The 22856-nt window shown below is 72.7% G+C and carries 18 protein-coding genes; 10 read left to right on the top strand and 8 right to left on the bottom strand.

The window, feature by feature from the left end:
* Nucleotides 1-5: 5 nt before the first annotated feature.
* Entirely contained in the window at nt 6-1802 is a 1797-nt protein-coding gene (locus H577_RS0106795; RefSeq protein ID WP_029145320.1) for a glycoside hydrolase family 15 protein, read from the bottom strand.
* Between the two features lie 63 nt (nt 1803-1865).
* On the opposite strand from H577_RS0106795, the gene H577_RS0106790 reads away from it, so the two are divergent.
* A complete protein-coding gene (locus tag H577_RS0106790) occupies nt 1866-3236 on the top strand; it encodes a glucose-6-phosphate dehydrogenase (protein WP_029145319.1) in 1371 nt (456 codons plus the stop codon).
* A 141-nt stretch (nt 3237-3377) separates the two neighbouring features.
* Here H577_RS0106790 and rraA read toward each other — a convergent pair whose 3' ends face one another.
* From rraA to H577_RS0106765, 5 genes are all read right to left on the bottom strand, one after another.
* Nucleotides 3378-3854 (bottom strand): ribonuclease E activity regulator RraA, encoded by a 477-nt coding sequence (rraA, locus tag H577_RS0106785; protein ID WP_029145318.1) that lies wholly within the window; start codon nt 3852-3854, stop codon nt 3378-3380.
* A gap of 4 nt (nt 3855-3858) precedes the next feature.
* On the bottom strand, nt 3859-4344 hold the full coding sequence (locus H577_RS0106780; RefSeq protein ID WP_029145317.1) for a peroxiredoxin family protein: 486 nt from the start codon (nt 4342-4344) through the stop codon (nt 3859-3861).
* Between the two features lie 77 nt (nt 4345-4421).
* Nucleotides 4422-6617, bottom strand: a complete 2196-nt coding sequence (locus H577_RS15460) for an ATP-dependent Clp protease ATP-binding subunit (RefSeq protein WP_084515913.1) — start codon at nt 6615-6617, stop codon at nt 4422-4424.
* 285 nt (nt 6618-6902) lie between these two features.
* Entirely contained in the window at nt 6903-8108 is a 1206-nt protein-coding gene (locus H577_RS0106770) for a glycosyltransferase family 4 protein (protein ID WP_029145316.1), read from the bottom strand.
* Between the two features lie 9 nt (nt 8109-8117).
* Nucleotides 8118-9320, bottom strand: coding sequence for a glycosyltransferase (locus H577_RS0106765; protein WP_029145315.1), 1203 nt, complete (start codon nt 9318-9320; stop codon nt 8118-8120).
* Between the two features lie 201 nt (nt 9321-9521).
* Here H577_RS0106765 and H577_RS0106760 point away from each other — a divergent pair, with 201 nt between their 5' ends.
* The gene (locus H577_RS0106760; RefSeq protein WP_029145314.1) at nt 9522-10115 is read left to right on the top strand and encodes a hypothetical protein; all 594 of its coding nucleotides are present in this window, start codon (nt 9522-9524) and stop codon (nt 10113-10115) included.
* A gap of 24 nt (nt 10116-10139) precedes the next feature.
* Here the strand turns inward: H577_RS0106760 and H577_RS15455 are convergent, their stop codons facing one another.
* Nucleotides 10140-11312, bottom strand: coding sequence for an AI-2E family transporter (locus H577_RS15455; RefSeq protein ID WP_245570350.1), 1173 nt, complete (start codon nt 11310-11312; stop codon nt 10140-10142).
* Between the two features lie 111 nt (nt 11313-11423).
* Between H577_RS15455 and H577_RS0106750 the strand changes: the two genes are divergently transcribed.
* Nucleotides 11424-12797: a DUF2252 domain-containing protein gene (locus H577_RS0106750; RefSeq protein WP_245570349.1), complete on the top strand. Its 1374-nt coding sequence runs from the start codon at nt 11424-11426 to the stop codon at nt 12795-12797.
* 15 nt (nt 12798-12812) lie between these two features.
* Here H577_RS0106750 and H577_RS15450 read toward each other — a convergent pair whose 3' ends face one another.
* Nucleotides 12813-14186 carry a glutamyl-tRNA reductase gene (locus tag H577_RS15450; RefSeq protein ID WP_036284084.1) on the bottom strand — a complete coding sequence of 458 codons (1374 nt, stop codon included), beginning with the start codon at nt 14184-14186 and terminating at the stop codon, nt 12813-12815.
* 174 nt (nt 14187-14360) lie between these two features.
* On the opposite strand from H577_RS15450, the gene hemE reads away from it, so the two are divergent.
* The 7 genes from hemE to hemL all read left to right on the top strand — a co-directional run bounded on the left by hemE (nt 14361) and on the right by hemL (nt 22679).
* Entirely contained in the window at nt 14361-15479 is a 1119-nt protein-coding gene (hemE, locus tag H577_RS0106740) for a uroporphyrinogen decarboxylase (protein ID WP_029145312.1), read from the top strand.
* On the top strand, nt 15476-16981 hold the full coding sequence (locus H577_RS0106735; RefSeq protein ID WP_029145311.1) for a protoporphyrinogen/coproporphyrinogen oxidase: 1506 nt from the start codon (nt 15476-15478) through the stop codon (nt 16979-16981). Before hemE ends, H577_RS0106735 begins: the two co-directional genes overlap by 4 nt.
* Nucleotides 16982-17050: 69 nt before the next feature.
* Nucleotides 17051-17764 carry a hydrogen peroxide-dependent heme synthase gene (gene hemQ / locus H577_RS18080; protein WP_051191826.1) on the top strand — a complete coding sequence of 238 codons (714 nt, stop codon included), beginning with the start codon at nt 17051-17053 and terminating at the stop codon, nt 17762-17764.
* Nucleotides 17761-18831 (top strand): ferrochelatase, encoded by a 1071-nt coding sequence (locus H577_RS15445; protein WP_051191825.1) that lies wholly within the window; start codon nt 17761-17763, stop codon nt 18829-18831. The genes hemQ and H577_RS15445 overlap by 4 nt, the downstream gene beginning before the upstream one ends.
* Complete coding sequence (gene hemC / locus H577_RS0106720) at nt 18828-19916, top strand: hydroxymethylbilane synthase (RefSeq protein ID WP_029145309.1); 1089 nt, start codon at nt 18828-18830, stop codon at nt 19914-19916. Before H577_RS15445 ends, hemC begins: the two co-directional genes overlap by 4 nt.
* Nucleotides 19913-20887, top strand: a complete 975-nt coding sequence (gene hemB / locus H577_RS0106715; RefSeq protein ID WP_036284082.1) for a porphobilinogen synthase — start codon at nt 19913-19915, stop codon at nt 20885-20887. The genes hemC and hemB overlap by 4 nt, the downstream gene beginning before the upstream one ends.
* Nucleotides 20888-21236: 349 nt before the next feature.
* Nucleotides 21237-22679, top strand: coding sequence for a glutamate-1-semialdehyde 2,1-aminomutase (gene hemL, locus H577_RS18075; protein WP_029145307.1), 1443 nt, complete (start codon nt 21237-21239; stop codon nt 22677-22679).
* Nucleotides 22680-22856: the final 177 nt, after the last annotated feature.

The raw sequence follows: 22856 nt of genomic DNA, 5'->3' as shown, positions 1-22856 counted from the left end.
CGCCGTCACCGCGGCTTGTGCCGGGCGCGGGCCAGAGCATCGGCGGCGCGCACGAGCGCCAGGTGCGAGAACGCCTGCGGGGTGTTGCCGGCCTGACGCGAATGCGCGACGTCGTACTCTTCCGACAGCATCCCCACCTCGTTCGCCAACGCACACAGCCGGTCCATCAGCACCCGCGCCTCGTCGATGCGGCCGGTCGCGGCGTACTGCTCGACGAGCCAGAACGAACACGCCAGAAACGGGTACTCCTGCCCGGGCAGGCCGTCGACCCCGCTCGAGGTGCGGTAGCGGCGCAGCATGCCGTCCTGCATCAGGTCGCGCTCGATCGCCGCGACGGTCGCGAGCATGCGCTCGTCGTCGGGGGCGCAGAACCCGACCTGCGGGAGCAGCAGCAGGGATGCGTCGACCTCGTCGGTGCCGTAATGCTGGGTGAAGTGGCCGCCCCGCACCCCGTGTTCGTCGATCTCGGCACGCACCCGGTCGCGCAGCTCGCGCCAGTGCGGGGCCGGGCCGTCGAGCCCGTGCACGTCGACCGCGCGCACCGCCCGGTCGAAGGTCGCCCACATCATCACGCGCGAGTGCGTGAACATCTGCGGCTCGCCGCGGATCTCCCACAGCCCATTGTCGGGCCGGTCGAGCTGCTGCGCGGCCGCGTCGACCAGGCCCCGCTGCAGCGACCACGAGTAGTCCGACTCGTCGAGCCCGGCCTCGCGGGCCGCGCACAGCGTGACCAGCACCTCACCGAACACGTCGGCCTGGTACTGCAGGGCGGCGCCGTTGCCGATGCGCACCGGCGCCGAACCCTGGTAGCCGGGCAGGCTGGTCAGCTCGCGCTCGGGCAGGTCGCGTTCGCCGGCCAGTCCGTACATGATCTGCAGATCGGCCGGGTCACCGGCCACCGCGCGCAGCAGCCACTCGCGCCAGTGCCCGGCGAGGGCGACGAACCCATGGTCGAGCAGGGCCTCGAGCGTCAGCGCGGCATCGCGCAACCACACGTAGCGGTAGTCCCAGTTGCGCACCCCGCCGAAATCCTCGGGCAGCGAGGTGGTGGCGGCCGCCGCGATCCCGCCGGTCTCGTGGTCGGTCAGCGCCCGCAGGATCAGCAGCGACCGCACCACCTCGTCACGGTGCGCACCGTCGTGCGAGATGCGGTCGGCCCAGCGCTGCCACCACCGGCGGGTCTGCTCGAACGCGGCGTCGACGTCGAGCCGGTCGGGCACGTCCAGGTGCGACGGAAACCAGGTGAGGGCGAGGTCGACACTCTGCCCGGCCTCGACAGCGACCTTGCCGCGGTGCACGTGGTCGGCCGCGCGCAGCAGACCCCCACGCACGGTCACCGCGTCGGGGCCGGCCATCGCCACCAGTTCGGGCTCGTCGGGCGTGCCGGTCTGACGCACCCACGGCATGGCACGGGCGTAGTCGAAGCGCATGCGCAGGGTCTGGTCGAACTCGACCAGCCCGTGCACCCCGATCACCCGACGCACCACGTCGATGCGGTCGGCGTTCACGTGCCGGCGCGGATCGACGGGCATGACATCGTGCACCTCGGCGACGCCGTCGGCGGTCTGCCACCGCGTGATCAGCACGAACGTGTCACCGTCGTAGCGTCGGGTGGCCCGCGCATCCGGATCGGCGGGGCGCAGGCCCCAGCATCCATGCCGCTCATCGCCCAGCAGCGCGCCGAACACCGACGCGGAGTCGAGTCGTGGCAGACACAGCCAGTCGATGCTGCCGTCGCGCGAGACCAGCGCGGCGGTGCGACAGTTGCTGAGCAGAGCGTAATCCTCGATGGGTACCGGCATCGTCTCGAGTCTGGCACCGCGCGGGCGCAGGCGGTGCGCGGCGCGGCGGATTATCGTGACGGTATGTCGAAGCCGACCACGTTCCTCATCCTCGGCGCCTCGGGCGACCTCACCTCGCGACTGCTGCTGCCCTCGCTCGGTCAGCTGTTGCAACGCGAGCCCGAGCGCGAGGTGGTGCTGCACGGTGCGGGGTCGGATGCCTGGACCACCCGCAAGTGGCGCGACACGGTGCGGGAGGCCTTCGCCTCGGTGGGCGCCGACGACCAGGTCGAGAAGGTCGCCGGCACCACCTACACTCAGGCCGACATCACGAAGACGGCCGACCTGAAGACGCTGGTCGCCGACGCCCAGGGCCGCCTGGTGATGTACTTCGCGGTGCCCCCGGCGGTGGCCGCCACCGCCTGCGAGGTGATGCAGGACGTTCCGCTGCCTGAGGGCACGGTGCTCGCGCTGGAGAAGCCGTTCGGCTCCGACGAGCACAGCGCCAGGGAACTGAACCGCACGCTGCGGATGCTCGTGCCCGAAGAGCAGGTGTTCCGGGTCGACCACTTCTTGGGCCGGTCGACGCTGCTGAACGTGCTGGGCGTGCGGTTCGCGAACCGGGTGGTCGAGCCGGTGTGGTCGGCCGACCACGTGGAGTCGGTGCTGATCCGCTATGACGAGTCGCTGGCCCTGGAGGGCCGGGCCCGGTACTACGACAAGGCCGGAGCGATGGTCGACATGCTGCAGAGCCACCTGCTGCAGGTGCTGGCGGTGCTGGCGATGGAGGCTCCCGCATCGCTGGACGAGAAGGACCTGCGCGACGCGAAAAGCGCTGCGCTGCGCGCCACCCACATCTGGGACGACAACCCGGTGCGGTTCTCGCGCCGGGCCCGGTACACCGCCGGTCGGATCGGCGATCGCGAGCTGCCGTCGTACGTGGACGAAGAAGGGGTCGACCCCGAGCGCGAGACCGAGACGCTGGCCGAGATCGTGTGCGAGGTGCGCTCGTCGCGGTGGGCGGGCGTGCCGTTCACGCTGCGCAGCGGCAAGGCACTCGGGCAGAAGACGGCCGAGATCGTGGTGCGGTTCCGCCCGGTGCGACACATGCCGGTGGGGTTGACCGGTGCCCCGGCGGACGGCGGTGTGCTGCGGTTCTCGCTGGGCCCGGACCAGATGTCGCTGGAGTTGAACGTGAACGGCGGCGACGACCCGTTCGCGCTGCACCGCGAGTACCTGACCACCGACCTCGGCGAGGGCCGGCTGAAGGCGTACACCGAGGTGCTGAGCGAACTGCTCGACGGCGATGTGGCGCTGTCGGTGCGCGGCGACGCGGCCGAGGAGTGCTGGCGGATCATCCAGCCGGTGCGCGACGCGTGGGAGCGCGGCGATGTGCCGATGGAGGAGTACCCGGCAGGGTCACCCGGCCCGAAGGGGTGGCCGACCTCGTCCTGAGTCGGCGGCGTTGTGGGCCGCTCCGCGGCCAGAACAGGAGAATCCGGCCAGAGCAGGAGTTTTCGCGGCGATTTCTCCTGCACTCGGCCGATTCTCCTGCGGCCGGCGGCAGGCGCCGTGCGCTCGGGCCCGGCGGGGGCCTCAGGTGCCGGGGCGCTCGACGAGGATGCCGTCGGCGTCGGCCCACACGTGGCATCCGGGCGTGAACACCACCCCGCCGATGGTCACCGGCACATCCACCTCGCCGGCACCGGTCTTGGTGCTCTTGCGCGGGTTCGAGCCGAGTGCCTTGATGCCGATAGGCACCTCGGCGAGCGCGACGCGGTCGCGGATGGCGCCGTGCACGATGAGCCCCGCCCATCCGTGGGCGACGGCGGATGCTGCGATCAGGTCGCCGACGAGGGCCGACTGCAGCGATCCCCCGCCGTCGACCACGAGCACGGCGCCGTCACCAGGGCTCGCCAGGGTGGCCTTGACCAGGGCGTTGTCGCGGTGGCAGCGGACGGTGCGGATCGGCCCGTCGAACCCGACGCGCCCGCCGAGGTCGTGGAACTGCACGGACACCGAGTCGAGGTCGTCGCCGCGCTCGTCGTAGAGGTCGGCCGTCGCGATGGTCATGCCTTCACTGTACGGCGGGCTCGGCGAGCAACTCTCCGAGCATGGCGCCGAGCGAGAGTTCGGCCAGCGCACCCAGGTGGGTCAGACGCAGGTTGCCTGCCTTGTCGATCAACACGGTGGACGGTGTGCCCTGCAGGTCGTAGGCGCGCATCGTGACCGGCATCCGCTGGCCGTCGTGCCGGTCGACGGCGACCGGGAACGGGATGCCGAACTCGCTGAGGAAGACGGCGAGCGCGTCGGGCCCGGTCACCCCGTGGTGCTCGAACACGGTGTGCAGCCCGATGACGGCGACCTCGGGGAACTGGCGGTGCACGCGCTGCGCCTGCGGCAGGCCGTAGCTGAGGCATCCTGGGCACAGCATCTGGAACGCCTCGATCATCACGACCCGGCCGCGCAGCTGCGCGAGCGAGGTCGGCTCGCCGCCGAACCAGCGGTCTACGTCGAGCTCGGGTGCCGGGTACGCGGAGCCTGCCGATTCGAGTCTGTCCATGCCCTCACGCTACGCCCGGCGGCGGGGTCCGGCCCCGAGGCATCCCTCGGCCGCCGGGCCCGTGTGGGCACAGTGGGTCAGTCGATCAGCTCGGCCTCGATCACGTCGTCGCCTGCCGGCGGCGCGGCCGGGCCGTCGCTGGTGAGCACCAGTTCCGAGCCGTCGGCGGCGACATCCACCCGCACCACGTCGCCGTCGTGCACGCGCCCGCCCAGGATCGCCATGGCGAGGCGGTCCTGGATCTCGCTCTGGATGAGTCGGCGCAGCGGCCGCGCACCGAACACCGGGTCGTAGCCCCGCGCCGCGAGCCAGGCTCGGGCATCCGGGGTCACGGCCAGCGTGAGCCGGCGCTCGTGCAGACGCCGCTGCAGCTGGTCGACGGCCAGCTCGACGATCTGCGCCAGGTCGTCCTCGCTCAGCGCCTGGAACATCACGATGTCGTCGAGCCGGTTGATGAACTCGGGCTTGAATGCCTGCCGCACCAGCGCCATGACCTGCTCGCGCTTGGTCTCGGCGCCGAGCGTCGGGTCGATCAGGATCGGCGAGCCGAGGTTCGAGGTGAGGATCAGGATGACGTTCGTGAAGTCGACCGTGCGCCCCTGGCCGTCGGTCAGCCGCCCGTCGTCGAGCACCTGCAGCAGCACGTCGAACACCTCGGGGTGCGCCTTCTCGACCTCGTCCAGCAGCACCACCGAGTAGGGCCGGCGGCGCACCGCCTCGGTCAGCTGGCCGCCCTGCTCGTAGCCGATGTACCCCGGAGGGGCACCGACCAGTCGCGCCACCGAGTGCTTCTCGCCGTACTCGGACATGTCGATGCGCACCATGGCGTGCTCGTCGTCGAAGAGGAACTCCGCCAGGGCCTTCGCCAGCTCGGTCTTGCCGACACCGGTCGGCCCGAGGAACAGGAACGACCCGGTGGGGCGGTTCGGGTCGCTGATGCCCGCGCGCGAGCGGCGCACGGCATCGGCCACGGCCTTCACCGCCTGCTTCTGGCCGACCAGGCGCTTGCCCAGCTCACCCTCCAGGTGCAGCAGCTTCTCGGTCTCGCCCTGCATCAGCCGCCCGACCGGGATGCCGGTCCACGCGGCGATGACGTTGGCGATGTCTTCCTCGGTCACCTGGTCACCGACCATGCGGTCCTCGGAGTCCTCGGCCTGCTCGGCCGCCATCAACTCGCGCTCCAGGCCCGGGATCTCGCCGTACAGCAACCGGGACGCCTTCTCGAGGTTGCCCTCACGCTGGGCGCGCTCGGCCTCGACACGCGCGGCGTCGAGCTTGGTCTTCAGGTCACCGACCCTGTTCAGGGTGGCCCGCTCACGCTCCCAGCGCGCCTGCAGGTCGCGCAGCCGCTCCTGCTCGGCGTGCAGGTCGCCGCGCAGCGCGGCCAGGCGCTCCTTGGATGCCTCGTCCTTCTCCTTCTTCAGCGCCAGCTCTTCGAGCTTCAGCCGGTCGACGTGGCGGCGCAGCTCGTCGATCTCCAGCGGCGCCGAGTCGATCTCCATGCGCAGCCGCGACGCGGCCTCGTCGATCAGGTCGATGGCCTTGTCGGGCAGCTGCCGCGCCGGGATGTACCGGTGCGAGAGGGATGCCGCGGCCACCAGTGCGTTGTCAGAGATCGCCACCTTGTGGTGGGCCTCGTAGCGCTCCTTGAGCCCGCGCAGGATCGCGATCGTGTCTTCGACGCTGGGTTCGCCGACGTACACCTGCTGGAAGCGGCGCTCCAACGCGGCATCCTTCTCGATGAACTCGCGGTACTCGTCGAGCGTCGTCGCACCGATCAGGCGCAGCTCGCCGCGGGCCAGCATCGGTTTGAGCATGTTGGACGCCGCCACCGACCCCTCGCCGCCGCCGGCACCCATCAGCACGTGCAACTCGTCGATGAACGTGATGATGCGGCCCTCGGACTCGGTGATCTCCTTGAGCACGCTCTTCAGGCGCTCTTCGAACTGGCCGCGGTACATCGCGCCGGCCACCAGCGCCGAGATGTCGAGGGCGATGAGCTCTTTGTCTTTGAGCGACTCGGCGACGTCGCCCGCGACGATGCGCTGGGCGAGGCCCTCGACCACGGCGGTCTTGCCGACGCCGGGTTCGCCGATGAGGACGGGGTTGTTCTTGGTGCGCCGGGTGAGCACCTGGCTGACCCGGCGGATCTCGGCGTCGCGCCCGATGACCGGGTCGAGCTTGCCCTGACGGGCGCGGTCGGTGAGGTTGATCCCGAACTGTTCGAGGGGGCTTTGCTGCTCCTCCTGCCCGGGCTGTGGTTGTGCGTTCATGTGTCTCCTTGAAAACCTGCGGGGACTCACGTTCGTTCAAACTTGAGTCTCGATGGCTCAAGTTTACCAGGTGATGGATGCCTCGGCAATGCCCCGTGCGGGCGGCCGGGCGGGCCGCACGTCCACGGTCGCGCGAGGCCGGGCGGGGCGCGGCGTCCGCGGCCGCGCGAGAATCAGCATCCCGGCCGAGAATCGCCGCGATGCACTGATTCTCGACCGGAATCGCGATTCTCGAGGTGAAAAGGGCAGGGCCAGACGACGGGGCGCCGCGCGCAGGGCCCGCCGTCAGCGGCGCACGCGGTCGTACACGGCGAGCATCGCCGCGGTGCGCGACGACTGGCGGAACCGCTCGGCGACCGACGGATTCGGCTCGGGTGCGGTGCCGGCGACGATGTCCGAGGCGGCGCGCGCCAGGGTGTCGGCGAGCGCGCGGGTCGAGGCATCCGGCACCTGCCAGAAACCCGACTCGAGTTCGGCGCCGATGTCGGGGTCGCTGATGATCGACGGGGTGCCCAGCGAGGCGCCCTCGAACACCGTCATGCCCTGTGTCTCGAAGCCGATCGAGGTCTGCACCACGGCATCGGCCTCGGCGATGCGCCGCAGCGTGGCCGCGTACGTCATGCGTCCTCCGAAGACGACGGATGCCTCGGGTGCGCGCCGCTCGATGTACCGCTCGGCCACGGCCCGCTGCCCCCCGCCGCCGAGCACCTGCACGTCGGCGCGCAGGCCGCTGTCGCACAGCGCCTGCAGGAACGGGAGCAGGCGCTTTTCGGGACTCATCCGGCCGAGCCAGATGAACCGTGCCGGCCCGGGCCGGCGGGGTGCGCGCAACGTCAGGGCCTCGTCGAGGATGCCGTCGTCGATGCCGTTCCAGATCACGTCGACACCGCCGCCGCGACGCGGCACGACGCCGTGTGATTCGAGCCTGCGGGCGAAGTGCGCCGACGGCGCGGTGACCGCGTCGGCATGCGCGGCCAGTCCCGCCAGGTACGCCCACGCATCGTGGCCGGATGCCGCCGACCCCAGCAGGCGGCGCTGCCACCCGCCGAGCACCCGCAGCGCCAGCGCGGGGAACGGCACGGTCGCCGCCAGGCCCACGCCGACCCGGTTGTGCATGGTGTGCACGAGCGGCACGGCATGACGGGCGGCGAACCGGTGACCGGTGAGCGCGCCCCAGAAGTCGGCCTGCACGTGCACGATGTCGACCGGTCCCCGATCGCGCAGGGCGCGGTCGACGAACCGGTCGGTGCGCCGCCCGGGCAGCGTGAACGAGTACTCGCGGTCGGGTGTGATCGCCACCGAGGGGGTGTCGATGTATGCCGGATCGGACATACGACCGGCCAGTGCCGCCGCCCGCGGGCCGTGCATGCGCGGGGCGACGACCGAGACGGTGTGCCCGGCGCGTTCGAGGTATCGCTTCTGCAGCCGCATCGAGACCTGGGCGCCGCCGAGCGACTCCAGATGCTGATCGGCGAAGAAGACGATGTGCACGGCCGAACCCTAGTCGGGGAGCGGCTCGCCGCGATAGAGCGCCTCGAACGTGTCGAGCGTGCGGTTGATGTCGTGGATCACGACGCCGTCCAGCGAGGCCTGCTGCATCCTGCGACGCTCGTCGGGGTCGGCGGTGAGCACACGGGTGAGCCGGTCGGCCAGCGCGTCGACGTCGCCGGGCGGGAACAGGTACCCGTTCTCGCCGTCGTGCACCAGGTGCGGCAGCGCGACCGCGTCGGCGGCGACCACGGGCAGGCCCGACGCCATCGCCTCCATCGTGGCGATCGACTGCAGCTCGGCGATCGACGCGATCGCGAACACGCTGGCCCGGGTGTAGAGGTCGCGCAGCTCGTCGTCGGAGGTGTGCCCGTGGAAGGTGACGCGGGCATCCAACCCCAACTCGTGCGCGAGACCCTCGAGGTTGCGGCGCTGATCGCCGCGCCCGACGATGTCGACGTGCACGTCGAGTGCGGGATCGAGCGCGGCCACCGCCCGCAGCAGCACGTCGATCTTCTTCTCGGTGGTCAGCCGGCCCACGAACAGCACGCGGTTCGTCTCGCGGGGCGTCAGGTCGGCACGGTAATGGGTGCGGTCGATGCCGCACGAGACGGGGACGATGCCCGAGATGTCGATCGTGGACTCGAGGAAGTCGGCGGCCCGGCGCGTCGGCGTGGTCACGGCACGCGCCATCTTCAGGGTGCGTTCGGCGTCGCTCCACGCGAGCTTGATGAACACCTTGTCCAGCAGCGGCGGCAGCGTCGTGAAGTCGACGATGTTCTCGGCCATGACGTGGTTGGTGGCGATGATCGGGATGCCGCGTTTGCGGGCTTCGCGGGCGAGCCCGCGGCCGATCACGATGTGCGACTGGATGTGCACGACGTCGGGCTTGACCTCGTCGAGCACGCGCCGGGCGTAGTGCTTGCTCATCCACGGCAGCACGAAGGTGAGCCAATCGTGCGGGGGCCAGCGCCACGAGGGCAGGCGGTGGATCGTCATCGGCTGCCCTTCGATCTCTTCGACGAAGGTGCCGTGGTTGCGGTGGCCGGCGCTGGGCGCCGACACGTGCACGTCGTGCCCGCGGGCGACCAGGCCCGCGGCCAGGCGCTCGGCGAACCGGGCGGCGCCGTTGACGTGCGGCAGGAACGTGTCGGCACCGATGAGGACGGTGAGCGGGCGTCGCTGCGGGTCGGCGGACGATGCGGCGGGAGTCACGGTGGGAGTGGGTGCCTCTCTCTGCGTCGGCGTGCGGGGTCGGCCGCACGCCGCCGTCCACTCTACCCGCGCCCGCCCGAGAACCCCCCGACCTCGGCGCGTCCGCTGCCGCCGCGGATCGATGCCGCAGGTCGGATGCCGCCGGGCCACGCGGCATCCGGCCCCGAGCGCACACCCAGCCGCGGCCTCTACCGTGGGGTCATGGCGCGACTTCAAGCCGACGCACCCGCCGACCGCTGGGTGCCCGTGACCGGTTCGCTGGGATTGCGCGGGCGCCGGCAGCGCAAGGCGGCGATCCGGATGCTGTTGACCCAGGCGAACGGCGCGCTCGGGCGGCGGCTGATACCGGGCGGGCGGGTCTTCGCGTGGCTGCTCAGCCAGGCGGCGCCGGTGCTCATGCGCAAGGCCGACGGGCGCGTGCTGGTGTGGATGTGGAAGGACGACCCGGAGCTCGTGGTCGCGATGGCCGTGCTGCAGAAGGTGACGCCGCAGCAGCGCGCGGCTCAGGCGATGAAGCGGACCGAGTTCGACGGCGCCGAACAGTTCCGCAGCCCGCATCTGGGTGTCGGTGAGCGTCTGGTGGTGCCGTTGCCCGCCGAGCCCGATGCGCCGCCGTTCGCCGCCTACACGTGGGACGTCGGCATGCACGTCGTGACGCTCACCGCGGTGTGCGGTGACCGGTCACGCTTCGGCACCGTCACCGCCGCCCTGGACGACCTGGCGCGCAGTCTGCGCATCACCGACGATGTGCGGCTCAACGAATCGACCGTGTTGCGCCTGGATCCGCCGCACTGAGCGCGCACGGGCTGTGGCGTCCGCTCAGCCGGAGGCTGCGGCATCCGGCGCCGTCTCGCCCGACAACCAGCGCAGCCACCGCGTGTCGGGGTCGTCGCCGAGCACGAGGGCGCGCACCAGCAGGGTGAGCGGGATGGACAGGATCGCGCCGAGCGGGCCGATCACGAACGTCCAGAAGATCACCGAGAAAAAGCTCAGCGTGAGGCTCAGCCCGACGGCGTCCGACACGAACTTCGGCTGCACGAGCACCTGCAGCACCACGTTGACCACACAGTAGACCGCGATCACGCCCAGCATCAGCGGCCAGCCGCCCACGACCAGAGCCAAAAGCGCGGGCGGGATGAGGCCGACCACGAACCCGATGTTCGGGATGAAGTTGGTCACGAACGCGAGGATCGCCCACACCGCCGGCGCCGGCACGCCCAGCCACCACAGCGCGAGCCCGTCGATGACCGCGACGATCGCGCCGAACACGGCGTTGACCACGTAGTAGCGGCGCACCCCGGTGTTGAAGGTGCGGAAACGGTCGACGACGGGGCGGATGCCACGGCCGAAGCGCTGCTCGGCGCGGGAGTACCGCGATCCGTCCGCGGCCATGAAGATCACGTACGCGAACACGAAGAACAGGGCGGTGACCACGCCGATCACGGTGCCGCCCAGCGACACCCCGAACGACACGATGCGGCCGGGGTCGAGTACCGCGCCGACCGCTTGGGACACCTCGGTGTCGATGCCGAACGTTCCCAGCCAGTCCACCAGGCTGCGCGCGGCGTCCTGCAGCGCACCCGCGTAGTCGGCGACCAGGCGGGTGAACCGGATGCCGGCGAACACGAGCAGTGCGGCGAGGGCGAGCAGCACGATGTAGGCGACCGCGATGACGGCGGTGGTGGCCGCCCAGCGCGGCCAGCCGTACCGTTCGAGCGGGTGGCGCACCGGGTGGCAGATGATCGCGATCACCGCGCCGACCGCGAGCGGCCCGATGATGTCGCGGGCGAACGACATGCCGGCCAGCACGATCACCGCGGCGGCCAGCGCGAGCAGGATGCGCAGCGGCGGCGGCAGGGCAGGGCCGGCCGTCTGCCGGTCCGGTGCCGACCCGCCGGGCGTCGCCCGACCCGGGGTCGGCGCGGGCCGACGCGATCTCGGGGCGGGCGCGGGCTGTCCGGGAGTCGGGGCGGGCGCGGGGCGGCGTCTCACCCCGCCACAGTAGCGGCGGGGCGGGCGGGATGCCACGAACCGCGCCGCCGGCGCAGCAGCCGGTGCCGATGCGTGGCTGCCCCGGCGCCGGTGTGGTGCCATGATGAGCGGGTGACCGATCCTCTGGCCGCGATGTGGCGGCCGCCGGCATCCCTGTCCGCCCGGCTCGAGCAGGGACGCGCGCTGCGCCGGCGCACGCCGCGCCGCGCGCTCGCCGCGTCGGGCACCGGTCCGCGCGATCCGGTGGGCATCCTGGAACGGCAGAACCGGACGCGGCTGCCCGAACTGGTGCCGTTGCGCACCGAGCGGATGGGCGCCGACCCGTTCGCGTTCTATCGGGGCACGGCCGCGCTGATGGCGGCGGATCTCGCCGACGCGCCGACCAGTGGCATCCAGGTCGCCTCGTGCGGTGACGCGCACGTGTCGAACTTCGGGTTCTACGCGTCGCCGGCCCGCCGGCTGGTGTTCGATCTGAACGACTTCGACGAGGCGGCGTGGGCGCCGTGGGAATGGGATCTGAAACGTCTGGTCACCAGCGTGGTGATCGCGGGGCGGTCGAGCGCGCGTGACGACGTGGTGGTGCGGGATGCCGCGCGCACGGCCGTGCTCGTGTACGCACGCGCGCTGCGCGCCGGCGTCGAATCCAGCCCGACCGCGCGGTACTACACGCACTTCTCGGTCGAGACGGCGCGGGCGACACTCGACAAGGCGTCGCGGCGCACGCTGACCGCGGCGATCCGCGACGCGCAGAAACGCACCGGTGAGCGGGCCGCGCGGCGCACCACCGAGACCGGCGCGGACGGGCGGCGACGGTTCGTCGAGAACCCACCCACGATGACGCACGTCGAGGCCGAGGTGGTGCGGGACGTGCAGCAACACGTGGCGCGGTATCTGGACACCACGAACGTCGACATCCGCATGCTCATGCAGAACTACACCGTCGCCGACGTGGCCCGGCGGGTGGTGGGCGTGGGCAGCGTCGGCACACGCTGCTACCTGATCGTGTTCCAGGACGGCGACGAGAATGCGCTGCTGCTGCAGGCGAAACAGGCCTCGCAGAGCGTGCTGGTCGAGCATGGCCGGATGACGCAGCCCGACGTGGTCGCCGAGTACACGGCCGCGCACGGCCAGGGTGGCCGGGTGGTCGCGTTGCAACGCATCCTGCAGGCGGCGTCCGACCCGTTCCTCGGGCACTTCCGCTCCGACACCGGGTTCGACCTGTACGTGCGGCAGTTCCACGACATGAAGGGCGGGATCGACATGGCCACGCTCGAGGACGTGCCGTTCACGCGGTACGCCCAGGCGTGCGCGGCCGTGCTCGCCCGTGCGCACGCGCAGTCACCGTCGGCGGCCGTCGCCTCGGGGTACCTGGGCCGCGGCCGCGCGGCGGCCGAGCCGCTGCTGGAGTGGGCGTACACGTACGCCGACCTCTCGCGCGCCGACTACGACGCGTTCTGCGCGGCCTCCGGCCGGCCCGGTCGCTGAGATTCCGGCTGGGATTCAGGATGCCGCGCCGGCGCGCCCGGTGTCCTCGGTCGCGCGCAACTCGGTCACCGGACAGCCACGAGAGGGCGCGGTGCCGTCGGATTCCACGCCGAACAGGGCCGCCACGGCACGGGTGAACTCGTCGGCACGGCCGGCTGCCGCCAGGTCGCGGGCACGCACCGACGGACCGTGCAGCAGCACCCCGGCCAGGTGACGCAGGGCCGCCTCGGTCTGTTCGCTGCTGTCGCCGCGGCGGCGCGCCCAGGCGATCTCGCCGTCGAGCACGTCGAAGATGTGCGCGCGCAGGGCCACCAGCGCGGGGGTGACCGCATCCTCCGCCGCCACCCGGCGGTAGTCGGCGACGGCCTGCTCGACGAGTTCGCGCGCCTCGTCGGTAGCGCCCAGCTCGGGCAGCGGCGCGTGCGTGCGCAGCGTCTCCAGATCCAGCAGTTCGGTGTCGGGCACGGCGGCCACCGCGGCATCGACGTTGCGCGGCAGCCCGAGGTCGATGATCAGCCGTCGCGGCAGCGCGCCGGGCCGGCTGCGCGCGGCGGCGACGGTCGCGGCATCCAGGATCACCGTCGGCGCGACGCTGCACGCCACGATGAGATCACTGTCGGCGACGGCGTCGGTCAGCGATTCCACCGGCTCGATGTCGTGGCTTGCGGCGAAGGCGCCGGCGCGGCCGGTGCGCGAGTACGCGCGCACGTGCACCACGCCGCGTTCGCGCAGCGCGGCCAGGCTGGCGCCGGCGTACCGACCGGTGCCCACCAGCAGCACGCGGGTCGCCGACCAATCGGTGATGCGCGTCTCGGCCATGTCGAGCGCCAGCCGCACCACCGAGCGGCCCGCGCGCGACAGTCCGGTGCGGTTCTTCACGCCGCGCGAGGTGCGGGCGGCGAGCTGGAACACCCGCTCCAGCTCGCGGGTCGCGGTGCCCCGTTCGCGGGCGGACTCGAGCGCCCGACGCACCTGCCCGGCGATCTCGCCCTCGCCGACGACGATCGACTCCAGGCCGCTGGCGACGCTGAACACGTGCTCGGCGACGGCATCGCCGTGCAGCAGCATCCCCGCACCCCGCACCTCGTCCGGGCCCAGGCCCGTCGCGGCCGCGATGGTGTCGATCAGGCGGTGGGCGGATGCCGCGGGCCGCGCGTCGCGGCCGGGTTCCGCGGTCTGAGATGCCACCGTACGGCCGGGTTCCGCGGCCGCGTCATCGGGGGCATCGACGTACACCTCGAAGCGGTTGCAGGTGGCCAGCACCACGCTGCCGCCGAGGCCGGCATCGGGTGCGCACAGCCGGGCGATGACCTCGTCGGCGCCGCGCTCCAGCCGCTCGACCACGTCGAGGGCGGCGGTGCGATGGCTGGACGAGAAGCAGAGGAGCACGGACCGTAAGGATACGCGACCGGTCTGTGCCTGCCGCACCACCGGTTGCGCCTGCCGCACCACCGGCGGCCACGGCCCAGCGCCCGCGGGGTCGCACTGGCGGCCACGGCCCAGCGCCCCACCCGGGCCGCACCCGGCGGCAGACCTCTCATCCGGGTCTGCGAGAATCGCCGCGTGATCGAACCCCGTGCCCCGCGCCCGCTGTCCGCCGACCATCCGCTGACGACCGGGAGCACGGCATCCGCCCCGCTGATCCAGGCGTACCGGGGCGTGCGGCCGGCGACCACGCCGGTGTGGTTCATGCGGCAGGCGGGCCGGTCGCTGCCCGAGTACCGCGCGCTGCGGGTGGGCACGAGCATGCTCGACAGCTGCCTCGACCCCGCGCTGGCCAGCGAGATCACGCTGCAGCCGGTGCGCCGCCACGGCGTCGACGCGGCGATCTTCTTCAGCGACATCATGATCCCGTTGCGGCTGGCGGGGGTGGGTGTCGAGATCCAGCCGGGCGTGGGACCGGTGATCGAGGGCGCCGTCACCGACGCGGCCGGCGTCGACGCCCTCATCGCGCGCGGCACGCTCGACGCCGACGACGCCGGGCTCGAGCCGATCCGCGAGGCGGTGCGCCGCACGGTGGCAGAGCTCGGCTCCACTCCCCTGATCGGATTCGCCGGCGCGCCGTTCACCCTGGCCGCGTACCTGGCCGAGGGCCGCCCGTCGCGCGACCACCTCGCCGCCCGCCGTCTCATGCACGCCGATCCCGACGCGTGGGCGCGGCTCATGCGCTGGTGCGCGGATGTCACCGGCGCGTTCCTGCGCGCGCAGATTCTCGCCGGCGCCAGCGCCGGGCAGTTGTTCGACTCGTGGGCCGGGTCACTTTCGCGGGCCGACTACGCCGCGCATGTGGCACCCGCCTCGGCCCGGGCGCTGGCCTGGGCCCGCGGACTGACCGGGCGCGACGGCGCCGCGGTGCCGCTCGTGCACTTCGGCCTGGGCACGGGCGAGTTCCTCGACGAGATGCGGGATGCCGGTGCCTCGGTCGTCGGCGTGGACTACCGCATTCCGCTGGATGAGGCATCCCGCCGCCTGGGCGGCACGGTGCCGGTGCAGGGGAACATCGACCCGGCGAGGCTCGCCACCGGGTGGCCGGTGCTCGAAGCGCATGCGCGCGACGTGCTGCGCCGCGGCCGTGCCGCACCGGCGCATGTCGTCAACCTCGGCCACGGCGTGCCGCCCGACACCGACCCCGACGTGCTGACGCGCCTGGTGCGGCTCGTGCACGAGGCCGGCACGCAATGACGACGGATGCCACCGGCCCGTTCGCCGGCGCCGGGTCGCACCTCGTCGTGATCGGTGGCGGTCCGGCCGGGCTCGTGGCGGCACGTGCCGCGCTGGTGCGCGCCGCGGCCGGGCGCGGTGCCACGCCCACGGGTGTGCGCGTGACGGTGCTCGAGGCCGCCCCGGCGGTGGGCGGATGCGTGGCCCGCCACCAGGTCGGGGGACTCGCGCTGGACGCCGGGGCCGAGAGCTTCGCCACCCGCGGCGGTGCCGTCGCGCAGCTTGTCGACGAGCTCGGGCTGGGCGACCGGCTCGAGTGGCCGAACGCGGCAGGCGCCTGGCTGCACCTGCCCGATGGCCCCGTGCCCGCGCCGAAGGGCGGACTGCTCGGCATTCCCGTCGATCCGCTCGCGTCCGACGTTGTCGCCGCGATCGGCGCCGCGGCCGCGCAGCGAGCCGCACGTGACCTGACCGATCCGTGGCCGGACGGCTTCGCGCCGCGCACGCTCGGCGAGCTCGTTCGGGTTCGAATGGGCACGGCGGTGCTCGACCGGTTGGTCTCACCGGTCGCGACCGGGGTGTACTCCACCGCCGCCGACGACCTCGACATCGACGCGGTCGCGCCCGGCCTTGGCGCGGCCCTGGTCCGCACCGGATCGCTCGCCCGCGCCGTCGCCGAGCTGCGTCAGGCGGGATCGGCTCGGCCCGCCGCGCCCGGTTCGGCCGCGGGCGGCCTGCGCGGCGGAATGTGGACGCTCATCGATGCACTCGCCGCGGATGTGACCGCCCGTGGCGGGGTGATCCGCGCCGGCGTGCGCGCCGTGGGCCTGAGCCGTGCTGCCGACGGCTGGCGGGTGCGGCTTGCGCCGCCGCATCCGGGTGCCGCAGCCGACGGCATCCTGCACGCCGACGTCGTCATCGTCGCGACCGCACAGTCCGATGCGATGCCACTGCTCGCCGATGCGCTGGCGCCCGGCGACCTGCCGACCGACTGGCCCGAGCCCACCCGCGTCGACCTGGCCACCCTCGTGCTCGACGCACGCGAGCTCGACGCCGCCCCGCGCGGCACCGGACTGCTGGTCGCCGACCACGCCCACGCCGACGTGGCGGCCAAGGCCCTCACCCACGCGACCGCGAAGTGGAGCTGGCTCGCCGCCGCGGCGGGCTCCGGCCGCCACGTCGTGCGGCTGTCGTGCGGGAAGACCGGGCAGCGCAACCCGGCTGCCGGCCTCGACGATGCCGCGCTGCGCGCCCTGGCGCTGCAGGATGCCGCCACCCTGCTGGGCGTTCGGCTGCGCCCCGATCAGGTCGTGGGCTTCGCACGTGCGCGGTGGGCCACCGCGGTCTCGCTCGCCGCTCACGGCCAGGCCGACCGGGTCGCCGCGGTACGCGCCGCCGTGGCCGGCGAGACGGGCCTGGAGGTCACCGGCTCGTGGGTGGCCGGCACCGGCCTGGCGTCGGTGGTGCCCGATGCGACGGATGCCGGAGCCCGGGCGTTCTCGCGTTTGGCCCGGGCGCGCTGACCGGCAGCCCGGGCGCAACCCCCAGCCAAGCTGAAGGTTTTCTGGGAACTCATATCCGGGCAGGACAGGATGGAAGCCGTGGCAGACCGCGACCAGACTCCGTCCCCGTCCGAACCGGCTCCCGCCGTCTATACGCTCTGGGCGGTGTTCGCCCGACCGGGCGGCGGTGTGCCCGCCGCGGCACTGACGTCGGTGGCATCCGATCTGCACGATGCCGTCGCGCAGGTCGAGGCATCCGGAGTCACCGTGCGCGGCCTGTACGACGTGTCGGGATTCAAAGCCGACACCGACCTGCTGTTCTGGCTGCACGGTGACAGCCCGGCCGCCCTGCAGTCGGCACTGCGCGTGCTGCGCCGGGTGCCGGCGATCGCCGCGCTCACCCCGCACACGAACCTGTTCGGCGTGCACCGCGAGGCGGAGTTCAACCGGCAGCACATCCCCGCGTTCGTGCGCGGCGTCGAGCCGAAACAGTGGATCACGGTGTACCCGTTCGTACGCAGCAAGGACTGGTACCTGTTGCGCGAGAACGAGCGCAGCCGCATGCTCGCCGAGCACGGCCGGGCCGGCGCCGCCTACACCGGCGTGCTCACCAACACCGTCGCCGCGTTCGCGCTCGGCGACTACGAATGGGTCGTGCCGATCGAGGGCGACGAGCTCACCGACCTCGTCGACATGATGCGCGCCCTGCGCTACGTCGACGCACGACGTCACGTCATCGAAGAGACCCCGTTCTTCACCGGTCGCCGCATCGGTGCGGCCGAGGTCGCCGAGGTGCTCTCGTGAGCGCCGGCGGCTTCGACGCCGTGCTGCTGGCCAGCTTCGGCGGGCCCGAGGGGCAGGATGACGTCATCCCGTTTCTGCGCAACGTCACGCGCGGGCGTGGCGTGCCCGACGAGCGGCTCGAAGAGGTGGCCGTGCACTACCGGCATTTCGGCGGTGTCAGCCCGATCAACGCGCAGAACCGCGCGCTGAAGGCCGCCCTCGAGGCCGAGATCGCCGCCCGCGGCCTCGACCTGCCGGTGTACTGGGGCAACCGCAACTGGCACCCGTACTTCGCCGACGCGGTCCGTGCCGCCCACGCCGACGGCAACGACCGGCTGCTGGCGGTGGTCACCAGCGCGTACACCTCGTACTCGGGGGTCGGCCAGTACCGCGAGAACTTCGAGCAGACCCTCGCCGACACCGGACTCGCCGGGGTCGTGTCGATCGACCGGCTGCGCGAGTTCTTCGACCACCCCGGCTTCGTCGCGCCGTTCGTCGAGGGGCTGCGCGCCGCGCTCGGCGAGGCCGAGGCGGCCGGGGCGCACGTGCTGTTCGTGACGCATTCGATTCCGGATGCCGCAGCCGTCGCATCCGGCCCGGAGTACGGCCCCGGCGGGGCCTATGTGGCACAGCACCTCGCGGTCGCCGACGTCATCGCCGCGCAGGCGGCGCCGGGCGTGCCGTACTCGCTGTGCTACCAGTCGCGCAGCGGCGACCCGCGCACGCCGTGGCTGGAACCCGACGTCAACGACGAGATCCGGCGGCTCGCCGCGGCCGGCGTACGTCGCGTGGTCGTCGTGCCGATCGGGTTCGTCAGCGACCACATGGAAGTGCTGTGGGACCTCGACACCGAGGCCGCCGAGACCGCGGCCGAGGTCGGCGTCGGGTTCGCCCGGGTGCCCACCCCCGGCGTGCATCCGGCGTTCGTGGCGGGCCTGGTCGACCTCATCCAGGAGCGCGTCGATCGGACGCCGGACGCCGAGCGGGCGCACCTCACCGACCTGGGGCCGTGGCCCGATCACGAGACGGTCGGGGTGTCTCAAGTTGAGACAGACCTCCCGGCCGACGCGCGCGCGGTGGCGCGATGACGCTGCGCGTCGGCACCCGCGGCAGCGCGCTCGCGGTCGCGCAGACGCAGCTGGTCGCCGACGCCCTGGCCGCCGCCCTCGGCGGAGTCGACGTCGAGATCGTGCGGATCACCACCCACGGCGACACCTCACGCGCCTCGCTGTCGAGCCTGGGCGGCACCGGCGTGTTCGCCACCGCACTGCGCGACGCGCTGCGCGAGGGCCGGTGCGACGTGATCGTGCACTCCTTCAAAGACCTGCCCACCGCGCCCTCGCCGGGCCTGACGATCGGGGCGGTGCCGGTGCGCGAGGACGCGCGTGACGTCGTCGTCACCCGCGACGGCACGCTTCTCGACCGGCTGCCCGCGGGCGCCCGCGTGGGCACCGGCTCGCCGCGTCGCGTGGCGCAGGTGCGCTCCGTGCGACCGGACCTCGAGGTCGTCGACATCCGCGGCAACGTCGACTCGCGGCTCGCACGGCTCGACGCGGCCGGCGACGAGCGTCTGGATGCCGTGGTCCTGGCCGCCGCCGGATTGTCGCGCCTGGGCCGCGTCGACGTCGCGGCCGAGCATATGCCGCTGACGGAATGGCCCACGGCCCCCGCGCAGGGCGCCCTCGCCGTCGAGGTGCGCGCCGAGGATGCCGTCGGCACTCCCCTCGCCGACGCCCTGGCCGTCCTGAACGATCCGGTCTCGGCAGCGTGTGCCGCCGCCGAGCGCGGCGTGCTCGCCGGGCTGCAGACCGGATGTGCCGCGCCGCTGGGCGCGACCGCCACCATCACGGGCGGCTGCCTGACCCTGACCGCCGCGGTGTATGCCGTCGACGGCACGCGCCGGCTCGAAGCATCCCACACCATCGCCGTCGGCGCCCTCGCGACGCCCACCGCCACGATCCACATCACGCCCACCGGTGACCCAGCCGACCCTGTCCCGGTGGACCCAGCCTCGCCCGGGCTCGCCGCAGCCCGTCCTGCCGCCGCGGCCGGCACATCGCCCACAGCGATGCCGGCGGCGCTGATCGCTGCGGCCGACCAGGCGGCGCGCATCGTCACGGTGCAGCTGCTGGCCGACGGCGCCGCCGACCTCACCGTCCGGGAGGACGCATGAATCCCGTCATCCGCCCCCGCCGTCTGCGCACCACCGCGGCGATGCGGCGCCTGGTCGCCGAGACCCGCATCCACCCGGCGCAGCTGATCCTGCCGGTCTTCGTGCGTGAGGGCATCGCCGAGCCCGCTCCGATCGGCTCGATGCCGGGCGTCGTGCAGCACACGCTCGACTCGCTCAAGGGCGCGGTGGCGGATGCCGCGGCTGCGGGCCTGGGCGGTGTGATGCTGTTCGGCATCCCGTCCACCCGCGATGCGGTCGGTTCGGGCGCGACCGGGGCCGACGGCATCCTGAACCGGGCGACCGAGGTCGCCGTCGCCGAGGCGGGCGATGCGCTCGTGGTGCAGACCGACCTGTGCCTGGACGAGTTCACCGATCACGGCCACTGCGGCGTGCTCGACGCGCGCGGCCGGGTCGACAACGACGCGACGCTGGAGCGCTACCGCGACATGGCGGTGGCGCAGGCGCAGGCCGGCTCGCAGCTGCTGGGGCTGTCGGGCATGATGGACGGTCAGGTTGCGGCGGTGCGCGAGGCGTTGGATGCCGCGGGCTTGACCGATACCGCGATCCTGGCGTACGCGGCCAAGTACGCGTCGGCGTTCTACGGGCCGTTCCGCGAGGCGGTGGATTCGCAACTGGTCGGCGACCGGCGCACGTATCAGCAGGACCCGGCGAACCGCATCGAGGGACTGCGCGAGGCGGCGCTCGACGAGGCCGAGGGTGCGGACGTGCTGATGGTCAAGCCCGCGATGAGCTACCTGGACGTGCTGGACGATGTCGCGGCGACCGCGCAGGTGCCGGTGTGGGCGTACCAGGTGTCGGGCGAGTACGCGATGATCGAGGCGGCCGCTGCGAACGGCTGGATCGACCGCGACCGGGCGATCCGCGAGAGCGTGACCGGCATCCTGCGCGCCGGCGCCGGCGCGGTGCTGACATACTGGGCGCTCGAGCTGGCGACCGGGGCGGCTTCGTGACCGTGCGGGGCGGTGGGGTCGTGTCTCAGAACTTGCGGGTTCGGGATGACACATCCCACACCTTCTGCGACACGCCCGTAAGCGTGTCCCCCAACCCGCGGGTTCGGGCCGCGGCATCCCGCACCTTCTGCGACATGCCAGCCAGCGTGTCCCGCAAACCGCGGGTTCGGGCCGCGGCATCCCACACCTTCTGCGACACGCCCGTGACCGTGTCTCAGAAACTGCGGGTTCGGGATGCCGCATCCCACACCTTCTGCGACACGCCCGCCAGCGTGTCCCACAACCCGCGGGTTCGGGCCGTGGCATCCCACACCTTCTGCGACACGGTCGCCCGGACGGAGGCACACGCATGAGCAACGAGAGCGCATTCGCCGAGGCATCGGCGGTGATCCCCGGCGGGGTGAACTCGCCGGTGCGGGCGTTCCGCTCGGTGGGCGGGGCGCCGCGGTTCTTCGTGTCGGGCCGCGGCCCGTACATCACCGACGTCGAGGGTCGCGAATACGTCGACCTGGTCTGCTCGTGGGGGCCGCTGCTGCTCGGGCACGGGCATCCCGCAGTGCTCGACGCCGTGCACGCCGCGGTCGATCGCGGCTTGTCGTTCGGGGCGTCGACGCCGTCCGAGACCGAGCTGGCGGAGGCCGTGATCGCGCGGCTGGCGCCGGTCGCCAGTCCGGTCGTCGAGCGACGGAGCGGCCAGCGCGCCACCCCGGTCGTCGAGCGAGGGAGCGGCCAGCGCGACCGAGTCGAGACGTCGCCGAACGAGGGCGCTTCGCCGCACACGACCCACGCGACGACCGACGCACCCCGCTCCGTCGTCGAGCAGGTGCGGCTGGTGTCGACCGGCACCGAGGCCACCATGACCGCGATCCGGTTGGCCCGGGGCGTGACCGGGCGGCCGCTGATCGTCAAGTTCGCCGGGCACTACCACGGCCACTCCGACGGGCTGCTGGCCGATGCCGGCAGCGGCCTGGCGACGCTGGCGCTGCCCGCGTCGGCGGGTGTTCCCCCCGAGATCGCCGCCCAGACGCTGGTGCTGCCGTACAACGATACGGCCGCCGTCACGGCGGCGTTCCGGACGCACGGCGACCGTATCGCGGCGGTCATCGTCGAGGCCGCGGCCGCCAACATGGGAGTCGTGGCCCCGGCATCCGGGTTCAACGCGTTTCTCGCCGACACCGCGCACACCCACGGCGCGCTGCTGATCGTCGACGAGGTGCTCACCGGGTTCCGCGTGTCGCCGGCGGGATGGCTCGGGCTCGAGCCGGTGGCCGCCGACATCGTCACGTTCGGCAAGGTCATCGGGGGTGGGATGCCACTGGCCGCCCTCGGCGCGCGGCGCGAGATCATGGAGCAGCTCGCTCCCCTGGGCCCCGTCTACCAGGCGGGAACGCTGTCGGGGAACCCGGTGGCGGTCGCCGCGGGCCTCGCGACGCTGCGCGCCGCCGACGACGCGGTGTACGCGCGCGTCGATCTCGTCGCGGATGCGATCTCTGACGCCGTCGACGAGGCGCTCTCGGCGGCGGGTGTCGAGCACGTCATCTCGCGCGCGGGCAACCTGTTCAGCATCCAGTTCCAGTCCGATCTCGCGCACGACTACGCGGGCGTGCAGCGGCAGGAGGCGTTCCGCTACGGGTCGTTCTTCCATGCGATGCTCGACGCCGGGGTGTCGCTGCCGCCGAGTGCCTACGAGGCGTGGTTTCTCAGCGCCGCCCACGACGATGCGGCGGTGTCCCGCATCCTCGAGGCGCTGCCGGCGGCCGCCCGCGCCGCCGCCGCGGCGACCCCGGCCTGAGCCCCCGCACGCCCTCCCAGACTTCGGAGCATCGCGCGAAGTTCGGAGCGATCACGCGTGACGGTCCGAACTTCGTCAGATACTCCGAAGTCTGTGGGTTGCGGCGGCGCCCTTCCCGGCCACGTCGCGCGCGGTGGGCGTCGCCCTCGCGCGGGCGCGCGAGGCGTCATGGTGAGT

Source organism: Microbacterium luticocti DSM 19459, assembly GCF_000422405.1.
Classification (GTDB): Bacteria; Actinomycetota; Actinomycetes; order Actinomycetales; family Microbacteriaceae; genus Microbacterium; species Microbacterium luticocti.
The sequence above is the reverse complement of the archived record's forward strand: the minus strand, read 5'-3'. Positions and strand labels throughout refer to the sequence as shown.

Excerpts from the sequence above, each read along its gene's own strand:
- H577_RS15460 (WP_084515913.1), bottom strand. The coding sequence starts at position 6,617 with ATGAACGCACAACCACAGCCCGGGCAGGAGGAGCAGCAAAGCCCCCTC.
- hemL (WP_029145307.1), top strand. The coding sequence starts at position 21,237 with ATGAGCAACGAGAGCGCATTCGCCGAGGCATCGGCGGTGATCCCCGGC.
- hemB (WP_036284082.1), top strand. The coding sequence starts at position 19,913 with ATGAATCCCGTCATCCGCCCCCGCCGTCTGCGCACCACCGCGGCGATG.
- H577_RS0106790 (WP_029145319.1), top strand. The coding sequence starts at position 1,866 with ATGTCGAAGCCGACCACGTTCCTCATCCTCGGCGCCTCGGGCGACCTC.
- H577_RS0106780 (WP_029145317.1), bottom strand. The coding sequence starts at position 4,344 with ATGGACAGACTCGAATCGGCAGGCTCCGCGTACCCGGCACCCGAGCTC.
- hemQ (WP_051191826.1), top strand. The coding sequence starts at position 17,051 with ATGGAAGCCGTGGCAGACCGCGACCAGACTCCGTCCCCGTCCGAACCG.
- H577_RS0106795 (WP_029145320.1), bottom strand. The coding sequence starts at position 1,802 with ATGCCGGTACCCATCGAGGATTACGCTCTGCTCAGCAACTGTCGCACC.
- hemC (WP_029145309.1), top strand. The coding sequence starts at position 18,828 with ATGACGCTGCGCGTCGGCACCCGCGGCAGCGCGCTCGCGGTCGCGCAG.
- H577_RS0106760 (WP_029145314.1), top strand. The coding sequence starts at position 9,522 with ATGGCGCGACTTCAAGCCGACGCACCCGCCGACCGCTGGGTGCCCGTG.
- rraA (WP_029145318.1), bottom strand. The coding sequence starts at position 3,854 with ATGACCATCGCGACGGCCGACCTCTACGACGAGCGCGGCGACGACCTC.
- H577_RS0106735 (WP_029145311.1), top strand. The coding sequence starts at position 15,476 with ATGACGACGGATGCCACCGGCCCGTTCGCCGGCGCCGGGTCGCACCTC.